Source organism: Nocardia sp. bgisy118 (assembly GCF_057708605.1).
Map to the genome: position 1 here is coordinate 45021 of NZ_JBYISM010000042.1, position 14255 is coordinate 59275.

At 66.5% G+C, this 14255-nt stretch carries 5 protein-coding genes; all 5 read right to left on the bottom strand.

The window, feature by feature from the left end:
• Positions 1–130: 130 nt before the first annotated feature.
• On the bottom strand, positions 131–3127 hold the full coding sequence (locus AC3EO7_RS35285; RefSeq protein WP_435593565.1) for a hypothetical protein: 2997 nt from the start codon (positions 3125–3127) through the stop codon (positions 131–133).
• A gap of 1948 nt (positions 3128–5075) precedes the next feature.
• The gene (gene mobF, locus AC3EO7_RS35290) at positions 5076–11069 is read right to left on the bottom strand and encodes a MobF family relaxase (protein ID WP_435593566.1); all 5994 of its coding nucleotides are present in this window, start codon (positions 11067–11069) and stop codon (positions 5076–5078) included.
• A 308-nt stretch (positions 11070–11377) separates the two neighbouring features.
• Positions 11378–11749 (bottom strand): hypothetical protein, encoded by a 372-nt coding sequence (locus AC3EO7_RS35295; RefSeq protein ID WP_435593567.1) that lies wholly within the window; start codon positions 11747–11749, stop codon positions 11378–11380.
• Between the two features lie 103 nt (positions 11750–11852).
• Positions 11853–13424, bottom strand: coding sequence for a hypothetical protein (locus AC3EO7_RS35300; RefSeq protein WP_435593568.1), 1572 nt, complete (start codon positions 13422–13424; stop codon positions 11853–11855).
• Positions 13425–13783: 359 nt separating this feature from the next.
• On the bottom strand, positions 13784–14255 hold a 472-nt coding region (locus AC3EO7_RS35305), incomplete at its 5' end, for a single-stranded DNA-binding protein (RefSeq protein ID WP_435593569.1).

Genomic DNA, 14255 nt, shown 5'->3' on the forward strand with positions numbered 1-14255 from the left:
TGGATGTCGAGATAACTTGATGGAGGCCGGGTTCGACGGCGATGCCACGCAGGTAGTCCCAGGGCCGGATGTAGAGCACGACCGGTACAGGGCGGTATCCCATTCGTACGCTATTCCTGGCCAATTCATCTCAAGAACGGCGCCAACCGAGGTCGTCGATTTCGTTGAGTGCGACTGCGGCTGCGTCTGGGACCAGCTTGATTAGTGTTGCCAGGTTGTCGTCCCACGCGGTTGCCCGTAAGCGCTCGGCGATCCACGACCACCGAGGATCGATACCGCCACGATTTGCCTCGTCACCAGCCGGAGACTTTGAGCGTGCGAGTACATGCATTGCGGAGGCTCGTTGCTGCGGGTCAGTGATCCTGGGGGCGATGGCCGTGGCAGCCTCCTGTTGTTCGTGCTTCGCGGCTGCGATCGATGCGACGCCGATCATCGCATCGAAAAACCAGTGGGCTCCAGGGTTTGCCATCGTCCTGGCCAAGTCCACGTCGCCAATATGCACGAGATTGTCGGCGAGTTGAGCGTTGGCTGATTGTCGACCCTCAGCCTCCGGAGTGTCGTAGGCGACGGCCTCGACATCGTTGATCACAGAGCGCGCTCGTTCGACGTCGTCGACCTGGACGAGTGCCCAAGCCACCATGCTGAGCGCCGATGCCCGCTCGTCCGGCTGGCGCTGGTTGCGCGCCAGGCTCTCGGCGTGGTCGATCAATGAATTCGCGCGTACAACATGACCCGCCTGTATGAAGGCGTTGACTAACCGCGGCAGGGCCGCTAGCCCACGGTGCGTAGTGTTTCGTGCAACGGCCTCGGCCGAATCCAGGTCCCCCGTCTGAACAAGCACTTCCACGGCACTCATCCCGATCGGCTCACCTCCAATGGTTCTGATCTTGGGTTCGATGGCTGTGGCGTGCTCGATCAGTAGACGGGCCCGCGCGTGATCACCCGTCTTGGCGGCCACCTTCGCAAGCTGGACGAACGCCTCCACCCGCTGCGCTGTATCGGCGATAGTTTGTGCGGAGGTTTCGGCTAGATCGAATAACCTGGCTGCTCGTTCCGTGTCGCCGGCCCGCGCGTACCCCCCGGCTACTCGGCCCAGCAGCTGCGCTTGATCGCGCGGGGTGGTCATACTGCGCGAGATGGCTTCGGCGCGCTCCAGGTCGGCAACTCGAGCAAACCGTACAAAAAGCTCCGATAATGCCCGTACCTGAAATCCCTGGCGGAGGTCGTTTCGTGCGATGGGTTCGGCTCTTTCCAGATCGCCGACCTGTGCAAGTGCTACGGCTACCTTAAAGAGGGCGCGCTCTCGCTGATACGGGGCATGGATGCGGCGAGCGAGAGCTTCCGCGCGCGTCAGGTCGCCTGCCTCTGCGATGGCCTTTGCAACGACCGTAAGTGGGTGAGGTTCTACACCCACGTCGACAAAGTCGCGAATGGTTGCTTCGGCGCGTTCCACGTCTCCAGTTCGTGCAAATGCTATCGCTACCGGCGTCAATGCCCACGCCCGGTGGTTGCGGGAAGCGATGCTGCGGGCGACTGCCTCTGCTCGCGCCAGATCCCCTGTCTCCGTGACCGCGGCGGCGGTCTTTTGTAATACCATCATCTGCTGATGCGAATCGGTTATCGCCTGGCTCATGTTCTCGACGTCTGCAATCAGCGAACGTGACTGTAGTACGTCGCCGGTTCGTGCGACCCCGGCTGCGACATCCGCGATCGCAGCTGTCCGTGTCGCGAAGTCTGTGATGGCACGAGCGATACCCTCGGCGTGGTCGAGCAGTTGGCCGGCATGTTCGTCAACGCCGGTGCGAGCCTCAGCCATGGCCAAGTGGACGAGCAGATTGACACGTTTTGCGGGATACGACGTCACCTGAGCAAACTTGTCAGCCCATTTCCAACAGCCCGCTTCGGCAGCTGCCGCCGCTAGCTGGTCCTCTTCCCAGAAATCCCGCGCATCGAATGTGGCGCGAACCATGGCGCGAATGATGGTCGTTGCCCGCTTCAGATCACCGACTTGAACAAATGCGTAGAAGACCTGCATCAACGAGTCACAGAGCAGAGTCAACGTGTCTGGGTCTTCGGAAAGAGTGATCGCGCGGACAGCGATGGTCTCTGCATTGTCCATTAACCTGCGAGCCCGCTCGCTGTAACCAGTTCGCGTCATGACTACGGCTAGGTGCGCTAGTGCTTGTGCACGGAATTCGTCCAAACCGAGGTCCGAGGCAATGGCTTCCGCTCTCTCCAAGTCCCCTATCGACGCGAAAGTTTTCCCGATGCGGAGTAGAGCTCGGGCCTGGGTGGACGGGTCGATAATGTTGCGAGCAGCCGTTTCGGTTTGATCGATCAGGGGGCGTGCGTGCGCTGGACTGTCCCTGGCTGCCACCGTCTCGGCAACTCGGCACATCGCAGCACACCGGTCCACCGGGTCGGTGATCGAGTTGGCGAGCATGATGGCCCTGTCGAGATGACCGCGCCGGACCCAGTGGGCAGGCAGACTTTCCGGGATACCGCTGTTGCGGGTGAGTAGATGGTCACGATGAATGGCGAGCCGCAGCATTGCCAGCAGGTCGGCCGGTTGGCGGCGAAGGAGATGATCCTGTGTGGTCATGATTTCCGACAGCGCTGTGGTATCGCCTCCGGACACGCCGAGCATGCGTTCGTGGCGAGCATGATCGGTGGCCACAGCGATCATGCGGGGAAGGTCGTCGGTGTCAGCGAGCAGCCGATGGTAAGCACGCAGCAGGTACTCCGGCGTCTGGGGCGGCCAGCCGAGATCCCGGTAGCGTTCGGCCCAGTCATGTAGGCGTTGCCGACAGGCCCCGAGCTGATGGTCGCCCAGTTCTGCGGCGGCAGTGGCATGGAGGTCCTCGTGTCCGAGCAGATAGACCTGGCTGTCCTGTCGCCAATGCCCTCGGCGAGTATCGAAGGTCCGGGCGGCCACCCCACGTAGCGCGCGGCGCACGTGAGTGGGGGATTGGTCGGTCAGCTCGGCAAGGTCGGTAGCGGTGAGGCCGCCGCGGGCGGCGGTCAGAAGTCCGAGGAGATTCTGCTCGTCGGGGCGGCCATGAAGAAGACGGTCTAACTCCAACAACATCCGGTCTTCGGCCACCTTGGCGTGCGGCGACGCGACCAAGGACCGTAGGGTGGTTGATTCGCGGAGTGGGTGGCCGGCGGGAACATCCAGGGGGAGTTGCGGGTTCGGTCGACCAGAAACCAGGATCCGCATCCCTGCTGGTGGCCGTGCAGGCAATGCAGCGGCGATACTTGTACCGAGTCCTGGCCGATCGTGGGGGGTGCTGCGGTCCTCGTCCAATCCGTCTACCAGCAATACCAGCCGTTCGCCCCGCAGCTGACAGGTCTGCGCGGCGCGAGTGAGTAGTCCCAGCAAGTAGCTGTCACGTGTGTGCGGGGGCGAGGTGGTGGCCGGGCTGGGTTCACCCAGGATCTCGGCCAACTGGTCGCTTATTATGTCAACGAAAGCTTCGCGAGTGTCGTGTGCGTACCAACGGGCAGTGACAAAGAATGACACCACCCGCACCCCCGGTAGCGGTCTGAGGGCGAAGGTTGCCATAAGCGCAGTCTTGCCCGACCATTTCGGCGCGCGCCACCACCCATACACCGGCGCGTTCTCATCAGAATCGATGCAAAACGCAGTCAGTTCCGCCAGCTGGGCGTCCCGATCGAGAAGGTGGACCGGTGCGATCTGCCTGACCTGTTCGGGGTAGTACGAGCGCGCCGGAGGCGTCGCGGTCAGCTGTATCGTGCCCGCACCGCTGATTGCGACTGCACCCGGCGCAGTCGCGGTCGCATTCCCTGTCCTGGATACCTCGGCCCCGTCCACCCCGCTACTTCCCTGCTAGCCGTTTGACTTTGGCCCGCTGCTCAGATCGGAATCTGCTTGTGCCATGTTATTTCCGCGTCGCTGCCCTCGACACGTCACTCCCAGCAGTCGAGTCAGTTGAGCTCGACACCGGAAACAGCGCTGCCGCCACGACTGGCGTTGGCGTCGCCAGTACCTCCCACCCTGATCCGTTCTGCGCCACCAGGCTTGCCGTGCACACCGGAAACCGCGCTGCTACCTGCCCCGGTCGCCTTCGCCTTTCCCGTGCCAGCTACGCGGATCCTTCCTGAACGCCTCTGCCCACCTGACGAAGCGCGCAGAGCAGCCCAGACCGCCACGCCTACCGCAGCGAGCGCCCCCAACGCCGAGGCGACCGTGGCGACCTTGTTTACCTGGTCCCACCTGGCCACAGCAAACCAGCCGCCCAACCCTGCCACCACCACGAAGGTCACCGCCAACGCCACCCATGCCCGATTCATATCTTCAACATTCGCACACGCCCACCCAGACGTGTCACCCGAATACAAGGCCAGACGACAGACCATCCCGTCATCGAGCCAGTGTGCATCGGGGGCAAGCAGCCGAGCTTGGCCGCAGCGGCGGTCGTTTTGGACAAGTACTTCAGTCGGCGGCCTCGATGGCTTCGTTGATCAGCTCAGGTGGTGTGACGCGAAAGTCCCGCGTAGCCCGCCTCTGCACCAATTGCGATGAGCAAGTGGGACTTACCGCCGCCGAAATCCCGGTCAGGCAAAGCGGACCTCCCTTCGGTTCGATCATTCACCCCAGAGGCGAGTCTGCTGCGAGCGGGGCTGGGTCGATGTTGAGGTCGCCGATGAATTCCAGCCGAGCGGCGCTGACCGAGCACTATCGAGGCGAGTGCGCTTCCCGGAACTGGTAGCCATGGCGGGCAGCTGACGCCGTTGACTGGTCGCCAGGTTCGATCACGCTGCTGCCGCGTCCGACCCTCCAGCATCCCCTCGAACACCGCTGAATCTGGGTGCCACTGCATGACCTCGGTGCGAGCAAGAGGTACATCGGGATGCATCGGGCCGAGCGCACGCCTGCGTGAATCCGGTGTGTGTGTTGGGGTTCCAGAGCATCGCGCTCATGTGTAGGTAGCGCTCGGCTTTGGCAAGGTCGCCCATCGCGGAGAATGCCTTGAGTTCTGGCGGCAAACGCTGGCTTAGTTCGGGCAGAAGAGTGCGGCCCAGCACGGCAACTCTGTGGTTGTCTGTTGCGCTCAGGGGCCGATGCTGTCTTCGGGTTCGAGGGTCGCGGGGTCGGTGTCGAGTTTGTGCGCGTTCGAGGTGATGTGGTCGGCCGTGGTTGCGCGGAGCTGTTGTTCGTGGAGGAGTTGATCGGGCGTGAGTGTGTGGCGGCGTCGTTGTTCGGCCCGCAGTTGGTCGAGTTCGTCGTTGATGTCGGCGACGCGTGCTGTGGTTTCTGCCTCGGCTGAGTGGTGGGGTTGGTTCGGTGTTGGGTGCGGTGGGGGTTCGGGGTTGCTGGTGAGGATGTGTTGCCATCGGGATTCGGGTCCGGCGAGCATGACGGCTTCACGGCGGGCGCGGCGGGCAGTGGTTCGAGCGGTGTCGCGCTTTTGTTCGAGGGTGTTGTGTTCGGCGAGGAGCTCGCTGATCTGGGTCTGCAACTGGCGGCGTTGATTCCGTCGATAGCCGGGCGTGGCGTCGAATTCGGTGCGGGCTTGGTCTAGTTCGGTAGCGGTCGCGTGGGTGGCTCGTATCGCGTCGTGTAGTTGTTGGTCGGCTTGGTGGGCGTGGCGGATGGCGTCTTGGGCGGCGCGGTGGTGTCGGGCGAGTTCGTCGGGATCTGGTGTATCGGGTGGGGGCGTGGGGGGATTGAAGAACGCGGTTTCGGTGTCAGTGAGTGCCAAACGCAGTTCGAGATGGTCGATGGCTCGAGCGAGTTGTTCGTCGGTCAGCAGGATCAGTGGGCTGCCCGCGGCCTGGTCGACGGGTGAGGTTTGGGTCGGGTCTGCGGTGGTGTTTTCGGTGAGGTGCTCGCGTACCCAGGTTTCGATCACGCTGCGGTGGTCCGGGTTTGGGGTGGCGCGCCAGTCGCGGCGGAGGACGGCGCGGGCGGCGGAGGGTGGTTTGGTTGCGGTGAGATGGGCGCAGCGGGATTGAATGTGTTGGGTGGGGTCGTGGTCGGGGATGCCGGTTTCGCCGTCGTCTCGGCATGGGCCGCATAGTCCATCGTCGCTGCGGCGTGGTGGTGTGGGGGTGGCGTCGGCGCGTCGGCGTTCGAGGTCGCAGGTGACGCAGGTCAGTCCGCGGGTGTCGGGTAGGGCAGCGAGGTCGTAGTCGAGGGCGTAGGTGGGTGAGTCGGTGTCGGTGTTCGTTTCGTCTTGGTGGGGCGTCCAGATGCCGTCGTGCAGCGGCTGATCCGTCGGTGTCGGGGTGTTGGTGTTGTCGTGCAGGTCGAAGTAGTTGTTGGCGAGGTCTTCACCGGCCATCTCGGCGCGGGGGCGGGGTGCTCGCCGACGGGTCGGGTCGCGGTATTCGCGGTGGTCGCGGGCGGCTTCGTGACGGCGGTCGCGCCGGTAGGCGGGTTGTCGCGATTCGCTGTCGGGTGGTCGGTAGAGGTGCGGGTCGGTGTCGGGGGTGCAGGCGTGGATGAGAGTCGCGTGTTGGGGGAAGCGTTCGGCAGCCCACCGCAGCCGGGCGCGAGCGACGGGAAAGCTGTTGCGGTGCAGGGTTTGAGCGACTGCGGTGATGATGGCTTGCTGTTCGGCGGTGATCGATGTGGTGAGGTTGCGAAGCGCGGTACCTGTATCGGCAAGTTGCCCGGTGCGTAGCAGTTCGGCGACCGCTTGGAGGTCGGCAGGCAGAATGTCGGGCGCGTTGGGTGGCGTTGGGTCGGTTGCCGGGGTGGGTTCGGTGGCAAAGCTGTTGTGGTGGTCGGTGTCCACAGTGGTCTCCGGGGCAGGTTCGCGGTGAGGTGTGGTGGGTTGTGCGGCGCGTGGCTGTGTCTGGTGTGGTGCGGTGCGGGCGGGGATGTGGCGTTGCAGGGCGTCGATGCGCCAGGCGAGAGCGGGCACCAGCTGGTCAGGGCGGAGGCTGGGGGCGTCGTCGGGTTGGGCGCCGATCAGCAGTTCGTAGGCGGTGGCGAGTAGCTCGTGTGCTGTCCAAGCGGTGCCGGTGCCGGTGGCGCGGTCGATCGCGGCGACGACCCGCGGCCACGCGGGATCTGCGACCACGCGTTCAGCGGTGGTGGCGCCGAGAACGCTGTGCAACTCGGGCAGCCAGTCCGGGCGCAGGTCGCGGCTGGCGAGGGTGTTGTCGAGGGCGGAGGGTTCGAGCTCGAGGCGTGACCACAACGCGGCGGCGGGCATTTCATCCGGCAGCGGATGTCGGGCAGCGGCGTCGGTGAGGAGGCGGGTGATGTCGATTCCGGCGCGGTCGGCGAGTTCGATTTTGTCGGCCAGGGTGGGCCAGTACGGGTCGGTGGTGATGCGGGTGTCGAGCTGTTCGACGACGGATGCCCATTTGTTCACTGACAGATTCACATCCCCGAGCGCGTCGGTGAGGCGGTCATCGAGGGCCTGTTGGTAGTCGCGTTCCAGGACGGCGTAGCGGGTGGGTCCGGTCGGGCGTAGGTCGCGTTGCGGGATGTGCATGCTGGCGCGCCATACCGCCAGCTCGGCCACCAAGGCGGGGTCGACACCGAACAATGACCGTGCCCAGTGTGGTGCGGTCGCTGGTGTCCAGGTGGCGGTGTCGTCGGCAATCTGGCCAGCGAGGTCGGCGACGATGCGGTGGCGGGCGCGCAGCCGCTCGGCGAGCGGATCATCTGCCAGCGCGCGGGGTAGTCCGTGCGCGAACGGCAGCGGTCCAGAGCTGGTGGAGTGCGCGCCGGTTGGATCCAGTCGCCAGTCGAGGACGGCTGCGGGGTCGTCGGCGGTGTCGAGTTCGCGCGCCGCTGCAGCGGTCTGCAACGCGGTGACGGGGTCGCGTCCGGTCATCGCGATGATCGCCAGATGTTGGCGCAGGACGGGGTAGGCGGGGGAGTCGGTGAGGTTGGTGTGGATGTTGTCGGCGGCGGTGTCGATGCGGTCGAGTTCGTGTGGGCCGAGGGCGTTTTCGGCGGCGGCACCGATCGAATCGAGGTAGATATCGAGGGCGCGGCCGATGCGGCGGTGCGGGTCGAGCGCGTCGCGGAGTTCGGTGTGCGCGGATTTCTGTGCACCGTCGCGTTCGAGAATGCGCAGCAAGACCTCGACGGCGGTGTGGGGAAAGACTGCGGGTTCGCTCCAGAACGAGGCTTCTGAGCCGTCCAGTGCGGTCGGGACGTAGGCGTGGTTGGCGTGCGCACCGCGGGTGAGTGCGACGTAGAGCTGTTGGCGGGATTCGTATCCGGTGAGCGCGACATGGCAGGTGTCGGCGGTGATGCCTTGCGCGGAATCGATCGTCGTTGCGTAGCCGAGGCGCACATGCGCGCGCACATACGATGCGGGAAGCCGCACACTCGCAGCGGTTTCACCGCCGGACCGCACGTGTGTGGCGGTCAGACTGCCGTCGTCGTTGACGGCGGTGACGGTCCAGGCGTAGCCGTTGCGCACCCAATCGTGGGCGCCGAGGCGCAGTCGTGCGTCGTTGTGGCGGGTGCGGATCGTGTCACCGACCGACGCGCGAAGCCCGTCGGCGAGGACCACTTCCGGGCCCGTTTTGCCACCTTCGCGGGCGAGCCGGTCGGCGCGGGCGCGGGCGTTGAGCGCGGTCACGATCGTGTGAGTCGGGGCGAGCATGATGGTGTCGCGCCCAGCGAGGTGGTCAGCCATCCGTGCGGTGTAGGTGTCGTCGTGGGTGGCGCCGTGGTGTCCGGCGTGCACGCGGCCGTTGTCCAGGTACCAACCTAGCGCGGCCGGATCGCCCTCACGTAGCCCCAAACTGGCGGTCGCTTCGCCGGTGGAAGCGAAGCGCACGACGTGGGTGAGGGTCATCGCGTGTTCGGGTGCGGCGGCGGCCATGTCGGCGTCGGCGCCGCCGGCTTCGATCGCCGGAAGCTGGTGATCGTCGCCGATGCAGCGGATCGTCGCCCCGCGCTGGGTGAGGAATTGCAGCAGTCGCAGCCGTTTGAGGTTGCCGAGTTTGACGTGCTCGTCGACGATCACCAGCGTGTCGGGGGCGATGTCGAGCACCCACTGCGGCAGCGACGGCGGTTGTTCTCGTGCCAACGCCGGGTTGTCCGGGCGCGGCCTGTGAAGATTCAAAGCAGTCAGCACCTTGTCCGCCGTCTCCACGCGCGCGCCGATCGACCGCCCGAGTACGGCTGCGGCCGCGGCGGTGGGCGCGACACCGAGGACCTTGCCGCCGCTGGCGTGCCAGGCGTCGGTGAGTACCCGCATCGCGGTCGTCTTGCCCGAACCCGCTGGCGCGTTGGCGGTATGCACGCGCAACCCCGATGCGGCGAATCCCTCGATCACGCTGGTCTGTCCGGCGTTGAGTGGGCGATCCGGGTTGGTGGTGTTGTATTCGTGCACCGCCTCGGTGACCAGGTGCGGTGAGAGTTGGCGTCCACCGGGTTGTACGGAGAGCTCGATGAGCTGCTGCTCCACCGACAGCACGGCGGCGGAGGTGTAGAGCTGGGAATTGGCGCGGGTGTGGACGCTGGTGCCGTCGCGGCGAGCCAGCGGCTGCGGGACGACACGCAGCTCGGGTTGCTCGGCGAGGTCGGGGTCACCGCGTTCGATCGAGTGGGCGGGTGAGAGGGCTTCGGTAGTGACCGCTTCGGTGACCCATTGCCAGTCGCCCGGGGTGATGTGGCCGCGCACTTGCCGTTCGGTTTCGGCGCGGATGTTGCTGTGGCGCCAGGTCGAGCGTTGCTCGGAGACCACCTCGAGCACCCGTTGCGCGACGCCGCTGATCCACTCCGACGACACCGCCGCCCGCGCCGCGCGCGCCGGGTTCAACGCATGAGAGACGATCTCTGCCAGCGCGTTGCGGCCGCCGAGCAGGTCGACGGCTTCGGTGCGCCATGCCGTGCGTTGTTCGGCCCGTGACCGCGAGGCGTGTCTGGCGGGGCGGGTTTCCAGCGTCGCTTGTTGGGCCAGGTTGTACATCTCGATCGGCACCGGCTCGCGCCCGAACCGGGTTTGGAAGTCCGCGGCCAGCTCACCTAGCCGCGCTGTGAGTGCGGCCTCGCGCTGTGACCAGCGCTCGATCAATGCCACAGGGATGCCGAGGATTTCGCGGATCGGACGCTTGGCAGGATCGGTGCCGGGACGCGCGGCGAACTCCACCCCGACGGTCGTCTCGAGATGGTGTTCCAATCTCGAGTTGTAGATCTCCGAGACCGTCACCACGAGCTGGTAGAGGGCGGCGCTGTCGAGGGTGCGCCAGCGGCCGTCAAGAGTGCGGACCCGATTGGCGATGACCACGTGAGTGTGCAGATCTGGGTCCCCAGAGCGCGATTCGCGGTGGAGGAAGCAGGCCGCGACAATGCCCTCGACATCGACCTGCCGAATTCCGTTGCGGCCCAAACGGGTGTAGATGCCGTGCTGCTCGAGCCAGTGCAACGCATCGCTGATCGCAGCGTGGTGGGCGGCCTCGATCTTCTCCGCCACCGCCCGTGGTGCGATCGCCCAGAGCGCGGAGACGGACTTGACGGGGGAGAAGGTGATGTCGAAACCCGCGACCGCGGTGGTGGGTGGGCGCGAGTTCTTCGCGATCCACCCCGACAACTCCCGCGCATCCAGCGGCGCGCGCCCGTAGGCGTCGGTGAACATATCGAACGCGGCATGCGTGCGAATCTGTGCGCGTTCGACGTCGGGAATTGCTGCGGTCGGGTCGCGGCCGTGAGCAGAATTGTGTTTACGGAAGGCTTGTTCGCAGCGTTTCCGGAATTCGGAAACCTCGGCATACACGCGAAACGGGTTCCCTAAGCGTGACGCTTTGTCGGCGGCGCGGGCGGCGTCTTTGTGCTTGGCGCCCAGGTGGATCTGCCGGTCGTAGACTTCGGCTTCGATCATCTCGGCGTTCGGATGGCGACCCAATCCGAACAGCGACTTCATCTGCGCTTCAGTTACTTCCGCACCGATATCGATGCCGAGTGCGCTCAATCCGCTGCCGTGCCAGCGTCCAGGTGACTCACCGTGCACGGAGTAGTAGTCCGACAGGCTTGAGCGGCCGCGGGAGGTAGTGTCATTCGCGGCGACGTTTCGCAGGTAGTACTGAAAGCCGTTGCCTGCGACGACTTTATGAATCGTCGCGGTCATAAACCCATCCAGCGCGCCCGCGGCAAATATTTCCAGGGCTGCGGCGTACCGAAATATCGGACAATCCAACAAAACCGCTGGTCGTTACCGAATCGTTACCCTAGATGCCAGAGGTGTGCTTGTGAAAAAGAGGGCGAGAGGGGAGGGAAGGGTGGCTGAGGGATGGTGGAGGGGCTGGGATGTGGAGGTGCGATGAGGGATGCGGCGGCTGGGAATGCGTGGATGCGAAGGGGGATTCGGGGGTGAGGGTGATGGTGAGAGACCGGGACCGTGTTGCGTGGTCCCGGTCCGGCCCTCGTCGGGATCGGTCAGACGCCGGGAGCGGGGATCGACATCCAGCCCACCGACGCGCAGGCGTAGTAGCGGTCATCGAGAGCGACGACGTCGCCGACCGACAACGATCGCAGTCGCTCGGCTGCCCAGGCGTCCGCGTGGAGCTGATCTTCGGGGTGGACGGGCTGGTCGTTGAACGCGGCGAAGACTCGCTCGAGCAGCATCCGATCTTCTCCGGCGGTCACGGCGGGCAGGGTGTAGCGGTAGGCCAGGACCAGTCGCGCGCTCGGGAGGTAGCCGGAGAACAGCGCGTCGGGGTCCTGGTTGAGCAAGACGGTGACGGTCAGCCTGGGCCCAGGTGTCAGCCATCGCCGGGCGACGCGAAGAGCCAAGCGTGCGTGAAGCATCGGGGGACGGTGCATGCGGACTCCTGGGGAATTCGTGGTGGGCCGGTCCGCCGCGGGAGCGAGTCACCGCGGCGGACCGGAGCTGGAAGGTGAAGCGAGTGGGTCAGGCTGCGCTGGTAGCGCGGTCGCGCACCGTGACGACGCCGAGATCGATGCGGCACTGGGTGCAGTAGTTGTCGGCGTGCACGATCCCGGGGCGGGCGCAGGCGTCGCAGCGCCCGATCCGCTGCCCCGCTCCGAGCGCGGCGGGCCGCCGACGGCGCGCAGCGCGCCGCGGCGCCAGTCGTTCGATGGGCTGCTCGAGGTTCATCGCCATCCAGCGGGTGATGATCCGCCAGGTCGGTCCGGTGGTCGCGGCGGCGGCGCGGACTCGGTCGAGGATCGCGCGCACCTGTCGGGGATGGATGGCGGCGATGTAGGCGCAGCGAGACGAGACGAACTCCTGCACCCCCCACGGAGTGGGCAGCGGCGGGATGCCGGGGTGACCGTCGGCGCGGCACACATCGCACAGGCCGTCGTCGCTGACGCGGCGTCCGTCCCGAGTATGGACGGCGCGCCGGTCGGTGGCGGGGCGGTCGATCCAGCAGCCGATGCACGGCCACCCGAGGTAGGGCGTCATGGCCGCGAGGTCGTAGTCCAGACCCGAGCCCTGCCAGGTCTTCTCGGTGACGTCGAGCTCGGTGTAGGGCAGGAACTGGTCGTAGTCGCTGGGGACCGGGAGCCCGGTCCGCTTGCTCGCGAAGCGCGTCTGGTCGGCCGTGCTGATCCTCGGCAGGGTGGTCGTGGGGCGGCGGCGTGCGCGGCGGTCATCGATGATCCCGGCGTCGGCCTCACGCTCGCGCAGGAACGCGCGGGCGGCCTGATCGAGGGCGGAGTGCTGGCCCTGGCGGGTCTGGCCCCGCGCGGGCCCGAGGGACTCGGGAGCGAGCAGGCCACGCTCGCGCTCGCTGTAGCACTCGGCGACGTGAAGGAAGTAGCTGCGATCCCACAACTCGGCTTGCACGTGCGCCCACACCAGATGCGCAGGCTTACGCGGGTCCGGGACGGGCACCGTGCGATCTGCGGCGGTGTCGGTGTCGATCGCGAAGAGCCGACCGGCGGCGTAGGCGGCGAACTCGGCCTCGCCGAGTCGGCGGCGCTCAGTGGTGCGTTGGTCGCGTTCGCGGTGCCGCAGGTTCACCGTGCCAGCCACGGTGCGGCGGGCGCGTCGGTAGGCGATGGCCTTCGGGGTGATGCGCGCGGCGTCGGTGGCGGGCGAGGGTGTCGCGGTCGTGCGGTCGCGGTTGCGGCGCTCGCGGATGGAGCGCTGCACCCATTCGGCGGCCTCGATCGACACCTGCGAAGGATCGGGCATCGCGGGGCGGTGCAGACCGGGGTCGGAGTCGGCGGTGAGATCGATGATCATGGCGCGCAGTTCGGGTCGGCTCTTGGCCATCCACCCCAGCTGGCGGGCAGCGGTTTTGAACGGGTGGCGGGTGAGGATGTCGGCGGCCCGGTCGAGGAACTCCCGCTCCTGCGGGGAAGCTAGCGCGAGCACGGCAGCGAACCGTTCACGCGCCTTGTCGGGGTTGGTCTCGAGCAGGTACTCGATCTCGCCGAGCGCGTCGGCGAAAGGCGAAACAGTCGGGACAGTGTCGGTAGCAGCAACGTCGGGAGTGGTTGTCGGAGCAGTCATCACCGGGTCCTGTCTGTCGTTGGAAACGAGCCAGCCCCGCGCCAGGACGCACGTGCCCAAATCGGCACGAAGCACCCCGGCACGGGGCTGGGCGGCTGGTCGGCTGACCCGCCTGAGTGCGGCCGACCAGGGTGGGGTCCCGACACGGCGGGAGGGAACGCGCCGAGGCGGGCGGCACCGAATTTCCGGCGCTCACGGCACCGTCCGGCGTGGGTGGCTGGGGCGTCGCGCGGGGAAATTCGGTGGTGCCCGGGCGCGGGCCCGGAGCCGTGGCGGGACCCCACCCTGGTAGCACTCGAGGAGGCGGGGCAGTCGGCCAGACGGTCAGCCCTCACCCACCGCTCACCACATCCCCGGGGTCAGAACCCCGGTTCGTCACCGCCGCTGCCCCAGCCGCTGGCCGCGGCCCACGGGTTCTGGTCCGCGCCGACTCCGGCACCAACCAGCTGCGCGGAACTCTCGGCGTGGGCCGCGGGCCTGTTGGCGTTCGCTGTGGACCTCGGGGTGCGGTGGACCTTGGCGGTGGCGTAGCGCAGTGAGGGCCCGACCTCGTCGACGGCGAGCTCGACGGTGCTGCGCTTCTGGCCGTCGTCGGTGGTCCAGCTGCGCTGCTTGAGCCGCCCGGACACGATCACCCGCGCGCCGCGGGTCAACGACTCGGCCAGGTTCTCCGCGGCTTCCCGCCACACCGCGCACGGCAGGAACAGCGCCTCGCCGTCCTTCCACTCATTGGTGGTGCGATCGAAAACCCTGGGCGTGGAAGCCACGGTGAAATTGGTGACCGCCACACCAGCCGGGGTGAACCGCAGCTCGGGATCGCCAGTCAAGTTT

Coding starts and splice junctions, on each gene's coding strand:
- mobF (WP_435593566.1), bottom strand. CDS start 11,069: ATGACCGCGACGATTCATAAAGTCGTCGCAGGCAACGGCTTTCAGTAC.
- AC3EO7_RS35295 (WP_435593567.1), bottom strand. CDS start 11,749: ATGCTTCACGCACGCTTGGCTCTTCGCGTCGCCCGGCGATGGCTGACA.
- AC3EO7_RS35300 (WP_435593568.1), bottom strand. CDS start 13,424: ATGACTGCTCCGACAACCACTCCCGACGTTGCTGCTACCGACACTGTC.